This window comes from Myxococcus sp. AS-1-15 (genome assembly GCF_020037055.1).
Classification (GTDB): domain Bacteria; phylum Myxococcota; class Myxococcia; order Myxococcales; family Myxococcaceae; genus Myxococcus; species Myxococcus fulvus.
In genome coordinates this window covers 26,404-45,411 of record NZ_JAIQDF010000025.1, presented here as the reverse complement: position 1 = coordinate 45,411, position 19,008 = coordinate 26,404, and the positions used below count along the sequence as shown (strand labels likewise).

15 protein-coding genes are annotated in these 19,008 nt (G+C 70.3%); 9 read left to right on the top strand and 6 right to left on the bottom strand.

The window, feature by feature from the left end; translation table 11 throughout:
* The first annotated feature begins 43 nt into the window (after positions 1–43).
* The 8 genes from K8625_RS41010 (at position 44) to polA (ending at position 13,721) form a co-directional block, all read left to right on the top strand.
* On the top strand, positions 44–1,516 hold the full coding sequence (locus K8625_RS41010; RefSeq protein ID WP_223751581.1) for a YncE family protein: 1,473 nt from the start codon (positions 44–46) through the stop codon (positions 1,514–1,516).
* Entirely contained in the window at positions 1,513–3,678 is a 2,166-nt protein-coding gene (locus tag K8625_RS41005) for a hypothetical protein (RefSeq protein ID WP_223785766.1), read from the top strand. Before K8625_RS41010 ends, K8625_RS41005 begins: the two co-directional genes overlap by 4 nt.
* Positions 3,679–3,741: 63 nt before the next feature.
* A complete protein-coding gene (locus K8625_RS41000; RefSeq protein WP_223785765.1) occupies positions 3,742–4,608 on the top strand; it encodes an FHA domain-containing protein in 867 nt (288 codons plus the stop codon).
* A gap of 112 nt (positions 4,609–4,720) precedes the next feature.
* Positions 4,721–5,257 (top strand): prepilin peptidase, encoded by a 537-nt coding sequence (locus tag K8625_RS40995; RefSeq protein WP_223751584.1) that lies wholly within the window; start codon positions 4,721–4,723, stop codon positions 5,255–5,257.
* Between the two features lie 46 nt (positions 5,258–5,303).
* Entirely contained in the window at positions 5,304–6,752 is a 1,449-nt protein-coding gene (locus tag K8625_RS40990; RefSeq protein ID WP_141332561.1) for a type II and III secretion system protein family protein, read from the top strand.
* A 174-nt stretch (positions 6,753–6,926) separates the two neighbouring features.
* Positions 6,927–8,711, top strand: coding sequence for an ATPase, T2SS/T4P/T4SS family (locus K8625_RS40985; RefSeq protein WP_223751585.1), 1,785 nt, complete (start codon positions 6,927–6,929; stop codon positions 8,709–8,711).
* A 6-nt stretch (positions 8,712–8,717) separates the two neighbouring features.
* Positions 8,718–10,943, top strand: a complete 2,226-nt coding sequence (locus K8625_RS40980; RefSeq protein WP_223785764.1) for an FHA domain-containing protein — start codon at positions 8,718–8,720, stop codon at positions 10,941–10,943.
* Positions 10,944–10,988: 45 nt separating this feature from the next.
* The gene (gene polA, locus K8625_RS40975) at positions 10,989–13,721 is read left to right on the top strand and encodes a DNA polymerase I (RefSeq protein WP_223751587.1); all 2,733 of its coding nucleotides are present in this window, start codon (positions 10,989–10,991) and stop codon (positions 13,719–13,721) included.
* 312 nt (positions 13,722–14,033) lie between these two features.
* Here the strand turns inward: polA and K8625_RS40970 are convergent, their stop codons facing one another.
* The 5 genes from K8625_RS40970 to K8625_RS44345 all read right to left on the bottom strand — a co-directional run bounded on the left by K8625_RS40970 (position 14,034) and on the right by K8625_RS44345 (position 17,449).
* Positions 14,034–14,576: a hypothetical protein gene (locus tag K8625_RS40970; RefSeq protein ID WP_223785763.1), complete on the bottom strand. Its 543-nt coding sequence runs from the start codon at positions 14,574–14,576 to the stop codon at positions 14,034–14,036.
* 165 nt (positions 14,577–14,741) lie between these two features.
* Positions 14,742–15,983, bottom strand: coding sequence for a peptidase MA family metallohydrolase (locus K8625_RS40965; RefSeq protein WP_223751589.1), 1,242 nt, complete (start codon positions 15,981–15,983; stop codon positions 14,742–14,744).
* A 12-nt stretch (positions 15,984–15,995) separates the two neighbouring features.
* Entirely contained in the window at positions 15,996–16,292 is a 297-nt protein-coding gene (locus tag K8625_RS40960) for a DUF167 domain-containing protein (RefSeq protein WP_141333329.1), read from the bottom strand.
* 4 nt (positions 16,293–16,296) lie between these two features.
* On the bottom strand, positions 16,297–16,824 hold the full coding sequence (locus tag K8625_RS40955; protein ID WP_046713350.1) for a DivIVA domain-containing protein: 528 nt from the start codon (positions 16,822–16,824) through the stop codon (positions 16,297–16,299).
* Between the two features lie 76 nt (positions 16,825–16,900).
* Positions 16,901–17,449, bottom strand: coding sequence for a HEAT repeat domain-containing protein (locus tag K8625_RS44345; RefSeq protein WP_248546703.1), 549 nt, complete (start codon positions 17,447–17,449; stop codon positions 16,901–16,903).
* A 123-nt stretch (positions 17,450–17,572) separates the two neighbouring features.
* On the opposite strand from K8625_RS44345, the gene K8625_RS40945 reads away from it, so the two are divergent.
* On the top strand, positions 17,573–18,082 hold the full coding sequence (locus tag K8625_RS40945; protein ID WP_141327505.1) for a J domain-containing protein: 510 nt from the start codon (positions 17,573–17,575) through the stop codon (positions 18,080–18,082).
* On the opposite strand, the gene K8625_RS40940 is transcribed toward K8625_RS40945, so the two are convergent.
* Positions 18,016–19,008, bottom strand: coding sequence for a stage II sporulation protein M (locus K8625_RS40940; RefSeq protein WP_223785762.1), 993 nt, complete (start codon positions 19,006–19,008; stop codon positions 18,016–18,018). The two genes, K8625_RS40945 and K8625_RS40940, sit on opposite strands and share 67 nt — an antisense overlap.

Here is a 19,008-nt window from a genome sequence, read left to right as displayed (position 1 = left end):
GTTGCCCGGGGGGAGGCCCCTTCCTACACTCCCGCCCCCTCTGATGCGCCCCTACCTCGTCACCTCCGCGCTGCTGCTGCTGTCGTCTTGTGTCGACACCACGCAGAAGCCTCCGCCGTCCTCTCGCCTCGTCTATCCGAGCGGTGTCGCCTTCTGGCGCCCCGAGGTCACCTCGTCCACGAACGGCTTCCTGTACGTGGCGGGAGCCAACTTCGACAAGTGCTACGAATCCGGCGCGGTGACGGCGCTGGACCTGGACGCCCTGGGCCTGCGGCCCTTCGGCAAGGACTTCGCCGACGCGGAGGAGCTCGCAAGCTTCCCCGCGCTCTTGACCGACCTGAAGGTCGACGCCAACCGCAGCTACGTGCGCATCGACAGCTTCGCCGGCGAGATGACGCTGTGGACCCCGCCTGGACGCTCACCCCGCCTGTTCGTCCCGACGCGCGCCGAGGGCAGCTACCTCCAGGTCATCGACGTGGCGGATGACGGGCTGGGCCTGACGTGCGCCCAGTCCACGTCCAACCGCGACTGCCGCGTCAACGCGCTCTCGCTGGTGGGCGTCCCGGGCGCGAACAAGGATGGCGTCCCGGGCGCGCCGGCGCCGCTGGGCGTCACGGTGGATCGCTTCAACCCGGACGGCCGGGTGTGGGTGACGCACACGGAGCTCGTCGGCCCGCAGTCAACGGACGTCCAGCAGTCCGACCTCCAGGGGTACCTGGTGAACCTGCCCGCCGCGGCGCCCACGCGCGAGACGCTGACCACGTCGAGCTTCGTCCCGCTGGGCGTCAACGGGCTGTTGCCGGGCGCGGCGCACTCGGTGGCCATCGGCAGCCGGTACCTGTACGCGTCCGGCCGCAGCTCCGCGACGCAGCAACTGGGCACGCTGTCGGCGGCGTACGTGCTGCGCCTGGTGGACCGCACCGCGACGGACCGCGTGCTGGAGTCCGACGTGCGGAGCATCTACTCCATCCGCGAGGCGCGCGGCGTGGCGGTGGTGTCCCGTCCCCGGCGCGACGACCCGACGCAGGTGGACCTGGACCGCGAGCGCGTCTACCTGCTGGCGCGAGGTCCGGACACGCTGCTCATCATCGACATCGAGAACGCGCGCGCGGACCTGCCGACGCTGCGCGTGGTGTCCGCGCAGTCGCTGCCCGAGGGCGCCAGCGAGCTGGAGGTCATCCCCCGGGCCGCCGGTCGCGGCAACCTGGTGGCGGTGACGGGCAGCGGCGACGAGGCGGTCTCCATCTACGACGAGGAGGTGGGCCAGCTGGTGGCCCAGGTGCTCGTGGGAGACCAGGACCCGGCCCAGCCCAGCCAGCCCTACGGGTTGACGGCGGACGTGCGGGGCAACTCGGCGCGCCTGTTCACCACCACCTTCGGCGACGGACGCGTCGCCGTCATCGACATCCCCAACCTCGACCGGCCGCAGGATGCGCGGCGGGTCGCCCTGCTCGGCGTGCAGCAGCTCCGCGACACGCGTCAGGGCACCAGCGTGTGTCAGGAGTCCTCCCCGTGAAGCGCGGCACCCTCACCGTCCTCCTCGCGTGCGCCGGGCTGGGCGCCGGCTGCTCGGATACCCAGGCCACCACGGGCTTCGCCGGCCTGTCCGGCACCTATGACCTGACCATGGTCGGCGACCTGGTCTTCGTCACGTCCTCGGACCGCGACGAACTCCAGGTCCTGGACCTGTCGAAGGACCCCAAGCAGTTCATCCCCGCGCCCAACCCGCTGCAGACGCTGGCCATCCCGGTGCTGGACCGGCCGGACTCGCTCACGCGGGACGTGGGCTACAAGGCCGACGGCTCCGACCATGCGGGCCCGTATGTCTACGCGCGCAGCGCCGGCGCCTCGCAGATCTCCGTGGTGGCCGCGGGCCCGGACCGGCTGGTGCAGGTGCTCCGGCTGGAGGGCCGCAGCCTCATCACCGCGTTCGCGGCGCGCTCTCCCGCGCCCGTGCCGGAGGGCCAGACGCCAGGACCCGGCGTGCTCTACTACGGCATCCAGGACCCGGATGCGCCCTTCGAGGCCGACACCGGCGGCTCGCGCATCGAGCGTCAGTGGGTGCCCGGTCCCGACGCGCTCGGGGCAGGGGAGGTCGTCCCCGCGGCGGTGACGCTGTTCTGTCTGCAGCCGGGGGAGTCCGTGCAGGCGATGGCGGTGCTCCCGAACGACCAGCTCGTCGTGGCCACGCGCCAGGCCACCGGCCTGACGGGCCGCACGCTGCTGGTGCAGGACACCCACCCGGAGACGAGCGTCGACTGCACCACGCCCTCCGCGGCGGTGCGGGACCTGTCCGGCGGCTTCGACAACTTCCCGGTGCGCTACCTGGTGACGCACCCGCGCGTGTCCATCCCCGACAATTCGGAGACGCCGCAGAACGAGGCCCAGGTGATGGAGGCGGGGCAGTTCGTCTTCGGCATCAAGGACGAGCTGTCCTGCGGTGGCGCCACGGAGTGCACGGGTGTGCTCGCCGTGGACACGCTGACGGGCCTGACGGCCACGGACCTGAGCGGCGCGAAGATGCTGCCCATCCGCCCGCCGGACGGTCTGCCCACGGGGCTGGCGCTCATCCCGACGGCGACCCTGCGGCTGCGGCTGGTGGGCCCGGAGGGCACCATCACCACGGACGCCTCCGCGACGGTGCCCCTGCTGGGGTTGATGCCGTCGTCCAACGGCAGCATCACCACGTTCTCCGCGAGCGACCGGCGTCAGTTCGACCTGGACCTGCGCCGCGCCAACGTGGTGGTCGAGGCGCGCAACGAGCAGGAGCAGGTCATCACGGTGGGCGGCGCCTCCACGCTCGTCGACGTGAGCCAGGCGGTGGAGCACCTGTGTGATCCGTCGAATCCGACGGGGCCGAGCGTCACCCGGCGCACGCTGCTCGAGGGCTCGGTGGTGGGCGGGGTGTTCCGCTTCATCTACCAGGGCGCGTTCCCGAGCATGGTGGACCTGCCGCGTGACCTGACCACGCCCACGAGCTTCGTGGTCCCCCAGGCCACCGAGGTCTCCCGGCAGGTGCGGCTCGACGACACCATCGTCCTGGCGAACCAGGACATCCGCTGCACGACGGACCTCAAGGTGACGAGCATCCGGCCCGCGAGCGAGGCCGGCAAGGTGGTGCTCGAGACGACGACGCCCATCCCCGAGGACTGCGCGGAGCTGCCGCTCTTCACGGTGCGCGTCGGCGGGGACCAGCGCTTCGTGCTGGTGAACGACCTGGGCGAGTTCCTGTCCCGCGACGTGGAGGACTCGGGGCCGGGCTACCAGATTCCGACGAGCTACTACTTCCACCCGGCGGACTTCACCCAGACGACGACGGTGCCCGACTCCGCCATCCCCTGTGGCACGCCTGGCGACATCACCGTGCCGCTCTTCCCGCCCACGCCGCCGCCCCTCACGCTTCGTGCGACCGCGACCAACGCGCTGAGTCGGGGTGATCGGTTCGTGGTGTCGGTGGGCTCCGGCGTGCGCAACCACATCTCCGGCGTGGACACGTCCTCGTCCTCGGGCGCGGGCCTGGCGTTCTACACGCTGCCGGGGCCCGTGGTGGCCGCCCAGAGTGGCGGGGCCTCCCTGGCCTACATCGCCTACCCCTCCGCGGATGGAATTCTACAGCTGAACCTGAGCGTGATTATCGACAACGCCGTCAACGCGTTCGGCCTGTCCGCGTTCGAGTAATTGGGCGTGGCCAGAGGTGTCTGTTAGAGTCCGGGTCATCCTGTACCGTCCGAGTCAAGACCGATGATCGATCAGAACTCACGCCCCGCCCGCAAGGTCGGTATCGCCGACCACCTGTGGGAGACGTACGAAGACATGGCCCAGCAGATGGGCTCGGACCGCGACGCCCTGATCAACCAGGCGCTCTTCATGTTCGCGCGCCTCAACGGGTTCATCGAGGCGAAGTCCCGGGGGGAGGCGCACGTCGCGCCCGCCGCCGTGGCCGCGCCCTCGCGTCCGTCCCCCGTCGCGGCGGCCCCCGCCGCCCGTCCCTCCGCGCCTCCGGTGCTGGCGCCCGCGCCGGCTCCCAAGGCCGAGCCACCCGCGCCCGTCCGGGCGGGAGGCCGTGGCGCGCCGCCTCCTCCCGAGGAGCGCTCCTCCTCCAACGGCCTGGACAACGACCCCGTCCGCCGCGAGGTGGCCGAGCGCGTGCTGGAGACCGCCGCGGAGCTCGAGCGCCTCATCAAGGGCAAGAACGAGCCGCCCCCTCCCAACGACGAGATGGTCGAGGAGGAGGAGCCGCTGCCCGACCAGGACGAGCCGCCCCTCGAGGACGAGGAGCAGGCCGAGCCCGAGGAGGAGCCCGCCGACGAGCTCGCCGAGGAGGAGGGCTCCGCGCTGTACCTGGTCACCGAGGACGGCGGCGAGGAGCGCATCATCAAGGAGCGCTACGTCATCGGCCGCGGCAAGCACTGCGACTTCGTCATCAACTCCGGCAAGGTCTCGCGCGAGCACGCCGTCATCGCCCAGGAAGGGCATGACTGGATCATCGAGGACCTGGGCTCGTCCAACGGGACCTGGTTCAACAAGCAGCGGATCAAGCGCCGCAAGATCGAAGACGGGGACGAGTACTTCATCTGCAGCGAGAAAATCCGGCTCGTCGTCCGCTGAGACAATGAGATGGCCCTCGTTCCAGGGGGGCTCTCGCTGTTCGCCAATTGACGGGCTCCAGGCGTCCCTGGTTTGATACCGGACGCCTGGACGCGAATGGGACAGGCGACGGATGACGCCTGGACAACTCGCGCTGTGGACGGCCCTTGGAGTGGCCCTGGTGATCTCGGTGGTGACGGACGTCATGCGCCGGGAGATCCTCGACGTGGTCACCTACCCGCTGATGGCGGTGGGGCTGGGAGTGCGCCTCGCCACCGAGGGGGTGGGGGGGCTGGACCAGGGGCTCGTCAGCGGGCTGGTGTCGGGCGTGGGCCTGGCACTGCTGCTGGTGCCCGCGGCGGTCCGGGGGCGGATGGGGTGGGGCGACGTGAAGTTGATGGCCGGGGTGGGCGCCGTGCTGGGGTTCCCAGCGTCGATGGCGGCCGCCGCGTTCATCTCCCTGGTGGGCGCGGCCCAGGCGGTGGTCTCGCTCCTGTGGCAGGGGGCGGCCTGGGACACGGTGGCGGCGGCGCTGCGACGCTGGGCGGTCCGTCTTCGCCTGGCACGCGCGGAGACAGCTCCCTCCACGCAGCGACACATCCCCTACGGGGTGGCCATCGCGCTCGGGACCTTCTGGGCGGTGTGGTGGCAGCAACAAAGCTTGGGTTAGCGCAGAGACTGTAGGCGCAGAGACTTTGGAAGAGGGGACACGCACGATGTTCACACGCTTCACGCATGCCGCCGCCCTGGGCGCGCTCGTTGCCCTGGTTGCCGGTGGCTCCGCCCTGGCCCAGGAAGGCACCACGTTCAGCCTCGGGGTGGGCGCCCAGAAGGTTCTCAACATCCCGGGCCTCAGCAAGGTGGCCCTCGGCGATCCGTCCATCGCCGACGTGAAGACGCTCGGCTCCGGCCAGCTGCTCGTCACCGGCCAGGCCGAAGGCAAGACGACCCTCCTCATCTGGAAGTCCACCGGCCAGCGCACCAGCTACCTCATCAACGTGCGCAAGCAGGACCCCAACGACGTCATCGCGGAGATCAAGCGCCTGCTGGGTGAGATCGAAGGCGTCTCCGTCCGCATGGTGGGTGACCGCATCTACCTGGACGGTCAGGCCTACACCACGCAGGACGCGGACCGCATCGAGCAGGTGGTGAGCCTGTATCCGAACGTGAAGTCGTTCGTGAAGATCGCCCCCAACGCCAAGAAGCTGGTGGCGCAGAACCTCAACGCCGCGTTCCAGAAGGGTGGCCTCAAGAACGTGCAGGCCAACGTGGTCGGCGCGACCATCTTCCTGGAGGGCTCGGTGGAGAGCCAGCAGGACCTCCAGAAGGCGGAGCTCATCACCAAGGCCATCGGCGAGAAGGTGGAGAACCTGCTCGTGGTCGGCATCAAGCGGATGATCCTCTCGGAGGTCCAGTTCGTCGAGATCCGCCGCAACAGCCGCGACCGCTACGGCATCCGCTACCCCCTGGACATCACGGGCACGGCGTCCGCCGCGGCCACGGTGACGCAGGAGCTGTTCCCGGGCACCTTCGGCCAGGGCGGCTCCAACCTGGGCCTGACGGCGGGCGCGGACTTCTCCATCGGCTTCCAGGGCAACGACGGTTACGGCCGTCTGCTCGCCCAGCCCAAGCTGGTGTGCGCCAGCGGTGAGAAGGCGGAGTTCCTGGCGGGCGGCGAGGTCCCGATTCCGCTCATCACCAACAACCAGTTCTCCGTCGAGTACAAGAAGTACGGCGTCATCCTGAACCTGCGCCCCACGGCGGACCGCAACGGCAACATCCAGACGGAGATCGAGGCCGAGGCCTCCGAAATCGACACGTCCGTCGCGGTGTCCTTCGGTGGCTCGTCCACGATTCCGGGCTTCCGCACCCGCAAAGTGAAGACGAACGTCACCGTGCGCCACGGCGAGACCATCGTCCTGTCCGGCGTGTTCAGCCACGACGAGCAGAAGTCCGTGTCGAAGATTCCCGGCCTGGGTCACATCCCCATCGTCGGCGAGCTCTTCAAGAGCCGCGGCTTCGACTCGACCAAGCGCGAGCTGGTCATCTTCGTCACGCCGCGCATCGTCAACCCGGACTCCGACAAGGTCCGCACTATCATCGAGGACGTGAAGAGCCGCTACAAGCAGGCCCGGTCCGAGGTGAACTTCAACATCTTCGACTGACGCCGCGGGCGCCGCTCCGCCGGCGCCCAGGGGCACCGGGGCCCAACTGGGGCCCCGTCACGGGCCGGTTTCCTTCCCTTCCGGGGGCGGGAGCCGGCCCGTCGGCTTTGCGGGCGGGCATTCGGCTGCGACCGACGCTTTGAGGTGGAAGGGGCGCTTGGTAGCATCGGCCCCATGTTTTTGATCACCCTCGCGGAAAAGGGCGGCGGGACCGAGCAGCGTGAGTACCACAAGCCGGAGATCACCATCGGTCGGCTGCCCGGCAATGACATCATGCTCGCGAAGGGCAATGTCTCGAAGTACCACTCCCGCATCGTCGCCAAGGATGGCAAGTGCATCATCGTGGACATGAAGTCCACGAACGGCACCTTCGTGAACGGCAAGAAGATCGCCGCGCCGCAGGTGCTCAAGCCGACGGACCAGATCTACATCGGCGACTACATCATCAACGTGGAGCCGCTGGAGGACGCGGGTCCGGCGATGACGCGCGCGGGCCAGGAGGAAGAGGCCTACGACGACCAGGGTGAGGAGGAGGGCTACCCCGAGGAGGAGCAGTACGAGGACGAGGAGCCCTACGAGGAGGAGCCGCCGCCTCCACCGCCCCCCCAGCCCGCCGCGGGCCGCATGCCCGCGTCCATGGCGTCCGCGCTGGCGAAGAACAAGAAGAAGGTGGACCCCCGGGTGGAGCGCTACACGCGGCTCCAGAAGGAGATCCACGACCGGCTCATCGAGTACCTCGACCTGCGTCGCATGGACATGGACCGGCTGGGTGACGACGAGCTGTGGCGTCGCACCGAGAAGGCCATCCGCGACATCATCGACCAGATGGAGGCCGATGGTGAGCTCCCGGAGGACGTGGACCGGGAGGAGCTGCTCACCGACGTCATCAACGAGGCGCTGGGCCTGGGGCCCCTGGAGGCGTTCCTCGCGTCGGATGAGATCAGCGAGATCATGGTGAACCACGCCAACCAGATCTACATCGAGCGCAAGGGCAAGCTGACGCTGTCGGAGAAGACGTTCTCCTCGAACCAGGCGGTGCTCGGCGTCATCGAGCGAATCGTCGCGCCCATCGGCCGGCGCATCGACGAGTCCAGCCCGCTGGTGGACGCGCGCCTCAAGGACGGCAGCCGCGTCAACGCCATCATCCCGCCGCTGGCGCTGAAGGGTCCCTGCATCACCATCCGCAAGTTCAAGAAGGACTCGCTGAAGATCCAGGACCTCATCAAGTACAAGACGCTGACGGCGCAGATGGCCGAGTTCCTGGAGATGTGCGTCAAGGCCCGGCGCAACATCGTCATCTCCGGCGGCACCGGCTCCGGCAAGACGACGACGCTCAACATCATCAGCGCCTTCATCCCCGACGACGAGCGCATCGTCACGGTGGAGGACGCCGCGGAGCTACAGCTGCCCCAGGACCACTGGGTGCAGCTGGAGAGCCGGCCGCCCAACCTGGAAGGCAAGGGCGCCATCACCATCCGCGACCTGGTGAAGAACTGCCTGCGCATGCGTCCGGACCGCATCGTCGTGGGCGAGTGCCGCTCGGGCGAGACGCTGGACATGCTCCAGGCGATGAACACGGGCCACGACGGCTCGCTCACCACGCTGCACGCCAACACGCCGCGCGACGCCATCGCCCGGCTGGAGACGATGGTGCTCATGTCCGGCATGGACCTGCCGGTGAAGGCCATCCGCGAACAGATCTCCAGCGCCGTGCACATGATCGTCCAGCAGACGCGCTTCTCCGACGGAACGCGGAAGATCTGCTACGTCACGGAGGTGTCCGGCATGGAGGTCGACATCGTCACGCTCCAGGACATCTTCTATTACAAGCAGGACGGCTTCACGGAGGACCACAAGGTGCGTGGCCGCTTCGTGGCGTCGGGCTTCGTGCCGAAGTTCTACGACGAGCTTCAGCGCAAGGGCATCCCCGTCAACATGAGCATCTTCCGCGAGGACTGACGCGCCATGGCCACACTGGTCGTCCGTCTGCCCGACGGTACGGAGAACGAGCACGAAGTCGTCGGCGAGCTGAAGCTGGGCCGCCAGCAGGGCTGTGACATCCTGCTCACCGAGGGCGGCGTGTCGCGCACGCACGCGCGCGTCTTCACGGAGGCGGGCACCGTCTTCATCGAGGACCTGGGGAGCGCCAACGGCACCTTCGTGAATGGCGAGGCCATCGCGGAGCCCACCGCGCTCACGCCCCAGACCGAGGTGGTGCTCGGCGACTACACGCTGACGCTCAAGGCCGCGCCCTCCCGCGCGTCCGGTGCGCGGCGCGCCGCGAAGTCCGCCGGCTCCGAGCCGCCCATGCCCGTCGGCGGCGAGGGCGGTGGGGCGCGCGCGACGCGGGCCCTGCCCAGCGTGAAGTCGAAGCCCGCCGGGGCTCCTCCTCAGGGTGGGGCGCTGGCGAAGCGTCCGAAGCCCGCGGGAGGGGGGGGCGCGAGCGGTCCGCTGCTGCGGGGCACCGTGGGGCCGTGGGCCGGCAAGACGTACCCGCTCAAGGGCAAGGTGCTGGTGGGGCGGCTGCCTCCGGCGGCCATCATCCTGGAGGACGACTCCGTCAGCCGGAAGCACGCGGAACTCGAGGCCACGGGCCGGGGCGTCCTGGTGCGCGACCTGGGCAGCGCCAATGGCACGCTGCTCAACGGAGACCCGCTGGGCCCGGAGCCGGTGGAACTCCAGCCCGGGGACCAGCTCCAGTTCGGCGTCATCGAGCTGACCTTCGAGGCGCCCGAGGAAGAGGCGGCGGTGCCCTCGCGGCGTGGGGCGGGCGCGGCTCCGCCCACCCGGCGGCGGGACGCCAGCGGCGGCGGTGGAGACCCGGAGGCCGCGCGGCGCAAGAAGCTGCTCGTGGCCGGCGGCGGCCTGGTGGCGGTGCTGCTCGTGGCCGGCGTGGTGAAGGTGATGCTGCCCTCCACGCCCGCGGAGACGAATGGTCCCATGGGTCCGGGCGTGCAGGTGGACCCCGCTCAGCAGATCTCCGACCTGCTCAGCGAGTGTCGCTCCTTCGCGTCCAGCGAGCTGGGCGCGCCCAACTGGGCCAAGGCCGAGCAGATCTGCTCGCAGGTGCTGGACCTGGACCCCATCAACACCGACGCCAACACCCTCATCCGCCGCATCAAGCTGGAGAAGGAGGCGTACGAGAACTTCTCCACGGGCGAGAAGCTGGTGCAGCGCCTCAAGCCCGAGGAGGCCCTGGCGTCGTTCCGCAAGATTCCGCGTGAGAGCGAGTACTTCCGCCGCGCGCGCTCGAAGGCGAGCGAGGCGGCCGAGCAGGTGACGAAGCGCGCGCTGGATGACTGCAAGCGCTACCTGAACAACTCGCAGTGGAGCGCCGCGGTGCCGCGCTGCCAGACGTACATGGCGGTGTGGTGCCAGAACCAGCCGCGCGAGGACCTGCAGCCGCCCCTGGGCTACACGCTGAAGCTGGACGGGCGCCTGCGCCGCAACGAGTGGCGGCCGAAGGACCCCCTGTTCGTGAAGTTCCTCATCTCGCGCCAGAAGCTGGATCCGAACTCCGTCCCGTGGACATGCCCGGTGGCCGAGGTGCTCAACCAGGAGAACCTGCCCACGGACCCGAAGATGGTGGTGCTGGAGGCGGTGAAGCAGCGCTACCCCAACAAGCTGATGCAGGCGGCGATGATGGACTACTGGTCCGGCCGCGGCAGCGAGGCGCTGGCCACGCTGCAGAAGCTGCGCGCCAACTACGAGTCCTCGGCGCTGCACGGGGCCGCGGACGAGATGATGAAGACCATGTCCACGGTGGATCAGCTCTTCAAGGGTGGCCAGAGCTACCTGGCCGCGGATGACCCGGAGAAGGCGTCGGAGCCGCTGCGCGAGGCGCTGGAGGTGGACAAGTCGCTGATGCTCGACCTGGCCGAGTCCAAGCCGTCGTTCTACCGGCGCAGCATCCTCCAGGACATGGCGGACAAGGCCTATCAGCGCGGCCGGCACTGGGCGGACCGCGAGGACAACCGCCGCGCGTGCCGGGTGTGGAAGCTGGGCTTCAGCTTCTATGCGGGCAACGCGGACCTCAACAAGGCGGCGGGCTTCTGCTCGACGCTGGCGCTCAACACCTTCCGTGGCGCCGGCGGCTGTCCGGACCTGGCGGCGGTGCTGGACCTGGCCGTCAAGGGCGACGGCGTGGAGGAGATGGTCGAGGCGAAGAAGCGGGAGTGGAAGTGCAACTAGCGCGCGACATGGACAGGGAGGGACGGGCGCGCTAGGCACGGGGGCATGGCCGACACCAGCCCCTCGCGCTCCGCGCCCACCCTGGTCCTCATCGACGCGTCCGGCTTCATCTTCCGCGCCTACCACGCGATTCCGCCGCTCACGACGAGCAAGGGCGTGCCCACCAACGCCGTGCTCGGCTTCACGCGCATGGTGCTCAAGTCCCTGAGGGACTTGAAGCCCACCCACGTCGCGCTCGCCTTCGACAAGGAGAGCCGCGTGGAGCGCCAGAAGATCGACCCCACGTACAAGGCGAACCGCGAGGGGCCTCCCGAGGACCTGGTGCCCCAGTTCGCGCTCATCCGCCGCGTGGTGGAGGCGCTCAACCTGCCCATCCTGGAGATGCCGGGCTGGGAGGCGGACGACGTCATCGGCACGCTCGCGCAGAAGGCCAAGGCGGAGGGCTTCTGCGTCCAGGTCGTCACCGGGGACAAGGACTTCATCCAGATCGTCGACGAGGACGTGCGCCTGTTCGACCCGATGAAGGACGTGCACACCCGGCCCGAGGACGTGAAGGAGCGGCTGGGCATCGAACCGAGGCAGATGCGCGACTACCTGGCGCTCATCGGCGACGCGGTGGACAACGTGGCCAAGGTGCCGGGCATCGGCCCGAAGACGGCCACGGAGCTCATCCAGCAGTTCGGTGACGTGGACACGCTGCTGTCGCGGCTGGACGAGGTGAAGAAGCCGAAGATTCGCGAGAACCTCGCCTCGCACCGCGAGAGCCTGCTGCGCGCCCGGCAACTGGTCAGCTTCAAGACGGACCTGCCGTTGGAGGTCCGTGTGGCGGAGCTGACCCGCAAGGAACTGGACGCCACGCGCGCCCGGGAGCTGTTCACCGAGCTGGAGTTCTACGCGCTGCTCAAGGAGCTGCCGCAGGCGGGGCAGGGCGGAGCGCCGGGCGCCTCCGAGCCCGTGAAGGAGAAGCCCGCGCCCTTGCCCACCACCACCGCGCTCGTCACCACGGACGAGGAGCTCCAGGCGCTGGCCCAGGCCGTGCGCGCGGCGGGCTCGGTGAGCCTGGTGCCGGCCTACGAGGGTCTGCCCTTCGCCGCGAGGCTGGTGGGCCTGGGCGTGGCCCTGCCGGACGCGAGCACCCGCTACGTGCCGCTGCGCCACGATGTCCTGGGCGCCACCCAGGTGCGCCCGGACGCCTTCGCCGCCGCCTTCAAGGCCGTGCTCGAGGACGCCGCGGTGAAGAAGGGCGGCCATGACCTCAAGGCGCTCACCCTGGTGCTCGCCAACGAGGGCATCGACCTCACGGGCGCGCACGACGACGTGGAGCTCTTGAGCTACCTGCTCAACCCCTCGCGGCGCGAGCACGCGCTGGCGGACCTGGCGCGCGAGCGGCTCGTCACCGAGCTGCCCGCGCTGCCCCCCGCGGCCGAAGGGCGGCGCGGCAAGAAGGACCGCGCGCTGGCGGACCACTCACCGGAGGAGCTGGCGCTGGGCTTCGCGGTGCGCGCCGAGGCCGCGCGCAGGCTCGCCCCCGAGCTGTGGAAGGAGCTGGACGAGGCGAAGCTGTCGGAGCTGGCCCAGAAGCTGGAGCTGCCGCTGCTGCCCATCCTCGCGCGCATGGAGCGGCGGGGCGTGAGCCTGGACACCCAGGAGCTCGCGCGCATCTCCGTCAAGGTGGACGCGGCCGTCGAGTCGCAGGTGAAGGAGGTCTACAAGCACGCCGGACGCGAGTTCAACATCGGCTCCAATCCGCAGCTGGTGCAGGTGCTCTTCACCGACCTGAAGCTGCCCATCATCAAGCGCGGCAAGACGGGGCCGTCCGCGGACCAGGAGGTGCTGGAGAAGCTGGCCGAGGAGCACCCGCTGCCCAACGCCATCATCGAGTACCGCAGCCTGTCCAAGCTCAAGAGCACCTACCTGGACACGCTGCCCACGCTGGTGGCCGCGGACGGCCGCATCCACACCACGTACCACCAGGCCGCCACCGCCACGGGCCGCCTGTCCTCCACCGACCCCAACCTCCAGAACATCCCCGTGCGCACGGAGCTGGGGCGGGAGATCCGCCGCGCCTTCGTGGCCGCCCCGGGCCACCAGCTGGTGAGCGCGGACTACAGCCAGGTGGAGCTGCGGCTGTTGGCGCACATCGCCGACGACGCCGTGCTGGTGGAGGCGTTCCGCAACGACGAGGACGTGCACAGCCGCACCGCCGCCGAGGTCTTCGGCGTGGCGCCGGACCAGGTGGACCGCGAGCAGCGCCGCGTGGCGAAGATGGTGAACTTCGGCATCGCCTACGGCCTGTCACCGCACGGCCTGTCCACGCGCCTGGGCATCCCCCAGGAGACGGCGCGCGACATCATCGAGCGCTACTTCATCCGCTACGCGGGCATCCGCCGCTACCTGGAGGAGACCGTCAACACGGCCCGCAAGACGGGCTACGTGGAGACGCTGTACGGCCGGCGCCGCTACATGGCGGACCTGAACTCCAAGAACCGGGGCGTGGCGCAGGCCGCCGAGCGGGCCGCCATCAACATGCCCATCCAGGGCACCGCCGCGGACCTCATCAAGAAGGCCATGCTGGTGGTGGACGAGGAGCTGCGCGCCCAGAAGCTCTCCACCGTGCTGCTCCTGCAGGTGCACGACGAGCTCCTGCTGGAGGCGCCGGACGCCGAGGTGGAGCAGGTGAAGGCGCTGGTGGCGCGCGGCATGGCGGGCGTCGCCTCGCTCAAGGTGCCGCTGAAGGTGGACGTCGGCGCGGGGAAGAGCTGGGCGGACGCCCACTGAAAAGCAACGCGGGAGGAGCGCCCACCCCCGTAGACGCTCCCCCCGCGGTCCCACGCGCTATCTCACTGCCCCCACGAAACAGCCCCCACGACAACAATGCCGACCCGTCCGACCGGCGAGTCGCGCGGACCCCCATCCACGCGTCTTGCCAGCGGCTCGCGATGCGCGCTCACCACTCCCCAGCGGGAGCACGCGTCCCCATAAGGCGCGCCACGGGGTCCCCACCCCTGGCACGCTCCCTCCCGCCGGCCTCGGACCCTCCCAGTCTGGAGCGTCAAGCCGAACGGGTCGGCAAACCCGACCACCCCTCACTCAATGCATCGCGGTGCGTCCATCCCTCGAGCCGGGCGGCACGTGCCTGACGCGCGACGGCCGCTCGAAGTACTCCACCACCAATCCCCCGAAGGGCACCCTGGGCCCCTCCACCCTCGAATCCCTGAGCCGCTGGAGCAGCGCCACCGCCGAGTCCACCGCCTCGTCCACGGCGCGGTTGATGCGCTCCTTCTCCCCATCCCCGCCGCCCAGCACCTCCGCGGCATCCACCAGACAGCGCCGCAGCGCCGAGAACTCCTCGTGCAGGGCGCGCGCGCCACGCTCCGGCGACAGCCGCAGCACCGCCTTCGTGCGGCTCCAGGGGCTCGTGTCGTCCCCCTCCAGCATCACGCCCAGCTCCCGGACGAAGGGCTCCACCAGTCCGTCCAGCTGGCTCAGCGGCGCCTGCGAGCCATCCGAGTCGTGTGCCGTCATCCGCATCCGCCGCCACAGCGCAGCGATTCGGTCCGGCTGCTGGCGGAAGAACCTCGCCAACCCCGCTGCCTTGCGTCCCCGCTCGCTCATGTCCGGTGCCTTCCGCATCGCATCGGGAGCTATAGCAAGGCGGTTGCCAGCGCCTGAGACCCGCGCCCTCCAGCAATTCCAGCCACTTGGCCGGGTGGAGTGTGGCGTGGAGGTGCCTGGGACGGTAAAAACTTCCGGGTTCGGCTTGTAGAGGTGTCCGAAGGTCCAGATGCCGCGGGCGCTTCAATGCAGGGTGGGCTTGAGCGTGCGGGCGCGCGGGTCCTCGCCGTCCGTGTCCGGAGCCTCACCCTCCGGTCCCATCCCGAACTCGCCCGAGGGCGACTCCGCGTGGGGCGCGCTGTCGGCGTGCTCGGGCTCCGGAGCCGGTGGGGCACCCGTCCAGTACACCTCGCCGGGGGGCGCGCCGTCCTCGGGGGCGGGCAGGGGCGTGGCATTGGCCTCGGCCGCCTGCTGCTGGGCGACGAGCATCAGCCGCAGGGCGGCCTCGTCCGCGGCCTCCTGGGCGGCCATCTCGGCCAGGCGCAGGTTCTTCTGCCGGCGGCGGCGCGCGTACGCGGCCACGCACAGCACGGAGGCCGTCAGCCACAGGAGCGCAGAGCTGGTGGTGAGCGGCAGCCAGCCGTAGCGGGCCGCGAGCCCGTCGCGCCAGCCGGCCTCCTCCACGTCCAGCGAGGTGTGGAAGGCCTTGCCGAAGGCCGTCTCGAAGGGCTCGCCCGCGCGCACCCCGTCCACGAGCTGCCCCATGGCGTGGGCGCCGTAGCGGGTGCCCAGGTGCGCGACGAAGGCGGCGCTCTGGGCATACGCAATCTCCACGTCGGCGGGCAGGTCCGGCCAGTCGTCGGACAGGTCCTCGAAGTGGAAGACGCGCTCCTGCGTCACCGCGCGGAAGAGGGCGGAGTAGTGCGTGAGCGAGAAGCGCTCCCCGGTGACGTTCTGCGCGACGCCCTCCTGGAACCAGCGCGGCCAGTCGCGCGCGAGCTGTCCCAGCGCCACGTGCGCCAGCTCGTGCCGCAGCGTCTGCTGCCCGTCCGGCGCGTTCAGGCTCAGCGCGTCCAGGAGGATGATTTGATGGGCGGGGTAGGCGAGCGCCACCGCCCAGCCCGGGGGCTTGCCGCCGGGGAGCGCCAGCGCGTCGAACTCGTCGCGCCCCACGCCCAGCCGCACCTCCGTCACCCCCGGCCAGTCCCGCCCGAGGATGCCGCCGAAGCCGTCACGCACCGCCTCAATCTGCCCCGCCAGCTCCCGGGCCGCCCCGGTGGCCGCGGCCGTGTGGAGGATGCGGAAGCGCTTCGTCGTCACCTCGCCGACGACCTGGGGAGGCCGGGCATGGGGGACGAGCACCACGTTGTCCACGAGCGCGTCGCCCGCGCCGTGGGGATGGGAGACGGAGCCTTCGACCAGGCCCTGGGCCCACGCCCGAGGCATGGCCCAAAGCAACAGCAGCAGGACGAGCAGGTGGCGCATGCGGGGGCCTCGCTAGGCCCCAGACATAACAGCCTCGGTCCGCGCCGCATCAATGCCGACCACCTGCACGCGTTTGCGGCGCGATGCGTCACCAGCGACGAGCGTCACCTGCCTCCGGGGGACCCCCAGCTGCTTGCCCAGGAACTCGAGCAGGGCGGCGTTGGCCTCTCCATCCACGGGCGGAGCGGCGAGCTGGATTTTCAACAGCCCGTCGTGCTCGCCGACGACGCGGGTGCGCGAGGCGCGGGGCTGGATGAGCAGCGCCAGCTCCACGCCGTCCGGCAGGGACTTCAGCCAGGGCGGGGCCACGAGGCTACTCGCTGACGGTGGCCTTCTTCTGGGACAGGTAGGCCACGTTGTCCTCGACGCGGGCGTAGTCGCGGTCCGCGAAGGCGGGGGCCTTGAAGGTCTCCAGCAGCTTCTGGTGCGCGTCCAGCACCGAGCGCACCTGCGACTCGAACTGGGTGCGCTGTCGCTTCAGCTCGTTGATGTCCTCTACCACCTGCACCAGCCGCTGGTGGGCGCCATGGACGATCTTCTCCGCCTGGTGCTCGGCGTCCGCGATGATGATCTCCGCCTCCTTCTTGGCGGCGGACTGGAGGTCCTCGCTGATGCGCTGCGCGGTGACCATCGTCTCCTGGAGGGTGCGCTCACGCTCCTGATGCTGCTCGAGCTTGAGCTGCGTGCGCTTGAGCTCCTCCTTGAGCGCGATGTTCTCCTTCACCACCTCCTCGAACTCGCCGGCGATCAGCTCGAGGTAGGCCTCGACCTCGCGGCGGGAGAAGCCGCGCAGCGCCGTGTCGAACCGCTTCTGCCGGATGTCGAGCGGAGTGATCTTCATGCGCCGGGAGTCTAGCGCAGGACCGCGACTTCTCCAGGAATCGGCCCCGGGAGCCCGCCTGCCCGCCGGGCGGGGGTCAGGGCGCGGCGGTGGACGGGGCCTCCCACTGGGCGGCCACGGCGCGGGCCGCGTTCTGCACGGCGGAGGAGAGACGTGCGTCGGTGGTGGCGTCCTGCAGGGTGCGCCGGGCGGAGGCGGTGCGCTGGAAGATGAGCCCGTTGAGGGCCTGGATCTTCAGCGCGTCCGGCATGCGGGGGTGGCGCACCACGTTGCCGAGGATCTCCTCGGCCCGGGGATGCTGGAACAGCGCCACCGCGCGCAGCACGGCCTGCTGGGTGCGGGGGTTGGGGTCCCACAGGTGGATGGCCAGCGAGTCCAGGGCGCGAGGGTCCCCCAGCAGGGCCAGGTCCTCCACGGCGATGGCGCGAATCTCCTCCGGCGCGGGACGGGCGGCCCACAGCAGGGCGCGCAGGAAGGCGGCGTCGTCGCCGGGCGCGGCCTGGGGGGCGGGGGCGGACGGCTCCGGGGCGGGCCGGGTCGCTTCGGTGGCGGGGCGGGCCTGGGCGGCCGGGGGCCGGGCCGGGGCGGCGGCGAGCAGCAGTCCGGCGACGAGCAGGGGGCTCATGCTGTGGGTTCTATCCGAAAGGCCGGGGGTCCGGCGGGGCGCGGTGGAGATTTTCTTGACGCGATCTCCCGACGTGGGAGCTTGGCGGTGCTACAGGACTGTTGCTGACGGGAGCAAGGGCCGATGAACGCGGTGGCTTCGAGCTGGCGGACACTGGAGAACGTCGAGGTGGAGTGTACCCACTGCGGCATCCGGATGACCCTTCAGATGGGGAACCGGATTCGCTACTTCCGGTGTTCCGGCTGCCACCGCTGGGTCTCCAGTACCTACTCCGAGGTGTTCCGGGCGGACGCCAAGGTGCGCACCCACCCCGTGAAGGACACCGGGGCCCAGGACGAGCAGTTCATCGAGGTGAAGGACCGGCTGGAGCGCTGGCTGTCCGCCATCGAGGACCAGGACCCCTACCAGCTGCTCGGCGTGTCGCCGCTGGACTCGGCGGACAAGGTGCGCGCGCGCTACCACACGCTGGCCATGGAGCGTCACCCCGACCGGGGCGGCTCCGCGGAGAAGATGCGCGAGCTGAACGTGGCCTACGAGCGCATCCTCCGCCACCAGCAGCGCAAGCGTCAGGAGGCGCTCACCTCGGGCGCGTCCGTGGTGTCGGCGTCGGTCCTGCCGGCCCGCAGCAGGTAGGCCCAGAACAGGCCCCCCAGGGACAGGCCCAGCGCGGCCTTGGCCCACGTGGGGAACAGGTCGCCCGGGGACACGTAGCCCTCCACCACGCCGATGCAGGCCAGGAAGGGCGCGCACCCCAGCACCAGCTTCACCGCCTCGCGTCCGCGCAGGGCCAACGCCTGGCTCCGGGGCAGCTCCCCGGGGTCCACCAGCGCCTGGCCCACCATCAGCCCCGCGCCTCCGGCGATGACGATGATGGACAGCTCCACCGGCCCGTGCGCGGCGATGAAGTCCAGGAAGCCCACCGTCATGCCCTCGCGGATGCACAGCGCGGAGATGGCGCCAATCTGCACGCCGTTGTTCACCAGGATGAACATCGTCCCCAGCCCCGCGAAGATGCCCATCGCGAAGGTGAGGATGGTGACGGTGAGGTTGTTGGTGGCGATGCCGGAGGACACGGAGTTGGGCGGCGCCACCGACAGGATGTCGTCCGTCCACATGCGCCCCTGGGCCACGTACTGACGCACGCCCGAGGGCACGAGCAGCTCCGCGCCGCGTGGCTCCCACAGCACCACCAGCGCGCCCAGCAGCAGTCCCAGGCAGAACAGCGCGGCGCTCGCGCCCACGAAGCCCAGCTCCCGGCGCAGCGTGCGCGGGAAGTCGCGGCGGAAGAAGCCTCGCACCGCGGCCCAGCGCTCGCGTGGAGGCTGGTAGATGGCCGCATACGCGCGCGCGCAGAGCTGGTTGAGGAAGCGGTGCGCGTCGGTGTCCGGGTAGAACGTCTGCGCGAGCGCCAGGTCGGAGGCCGCGCGGCGGTACAGCGTGTCCAGCGTGCGCAGCTCCTCCAGCGTCAGCGTGCCCGCGCGCTGGCGCTCGAGCAGCCCCTCCAGCGACTTCCAGCCCTCCCGCTTCTGGGCGACGAACGCCGTCAGCGCCTGGGCCAT

What these genes read in the sequence shown, in the direction of transcription:
- K8625_RS40995 (WP_223751584.1), top strand. Translation starts at nt 4,721, where the DNA reads ATGACGCCTGGACAACTCGCGCTGTGGACGGCCCTTGGAGTGGCCCTG.
- K8625_RS41010 (WP_223751581.1), top strand. Translation starts at nt 44, where the DNA reads ATGCGCCCCTACCTCGTCACCTCCGCGCTGCTGCTGCTGTCGTCTTGT.
- K8625_RS40970 (WP_223785763.1), bottom strand. Translation starts at nt 14,576, where the DNA reads ATGCGGAAGGCACCGGACATGAGCGAGCGGGGACGCAAGGCAGCGGGG.
- K8625_RS40955 (WP_046713350.1), bottom strand. Translation starts at nt 16,824, where the DNA reads ATGAAGATCACTCCGCTCGACATCCGGCAGAAGCGGTTCGACACGGCG.
- K8625_RS40980 (WP_223785764.1), top strand. Translation starts at nt 8,718, where the DNA reads ATGGCCACACTGGTCGTCCGTCTGCCCGACGGTACGGAGAACGAGCAC.
- polA (WP_223751587.1), top strand. Translation starts at nt 10,989, where the DNA reads ATGGCCGACACCAGCCCCTCGCGCTCCGCGCCCACCCTGGTCCTCATC.
- K8625_RS40945 (WP_141327505.1), top strand. Translation starts at nt 17,573, where the DNA reads ATGAACGCGGTGGCTTCGAGCTGGCGGACACTGGAGAACGTCGAGGTG.
- K8625_RS41000 (WP_223785765.1), top strand. Translation starts at nt 3,742, where the DNA reads ATGATCGATCAGAACTCACGCCCCGCCCGCAAGGTCGGTATCGCCGAC.
- K8625_RS40985 (WP_223751585.1), top strand. Translation starts at nt 6,927, where the DNA reads ATGTTTTTGATCACCCTCGCGGAAAAGGGCGGCGGGACCGAGCAGCGT.
- K8625_RS40965 (WP_223751589.1), bottom strand. Translation starts at nt 15,983, where the DNA reads ATGCGCCACCTGCTCGTCCTGCTGCTGTTGCTTTGGGCCATGCCTCGG.
- K8625_RS44345 (WP_248546703.1), bottom strand. Translation starts at nt 17,449, where the DNA reads ATGAGCCCCCTGCTCGTCGCCGGACTGCTGCTCGCCGCCGCCCCGGCC.
- K8625_RS40940 (WP_223785762.1), bottom strand. Translation starts at nt 19,008, where the DNA reads ATGGCCCAGGCGCTGACGGCGTTCGTCGCCCAGAAGCGGGAGGGCTGG.
- K8625_RS40990 (WP_141332561.1), top strand. Translation starts at nt 5,304, where the DNA reads ATGTTCACACGCTTCACGCATGCCGCCGCCCTGGGCGCGCTCGTTGCC.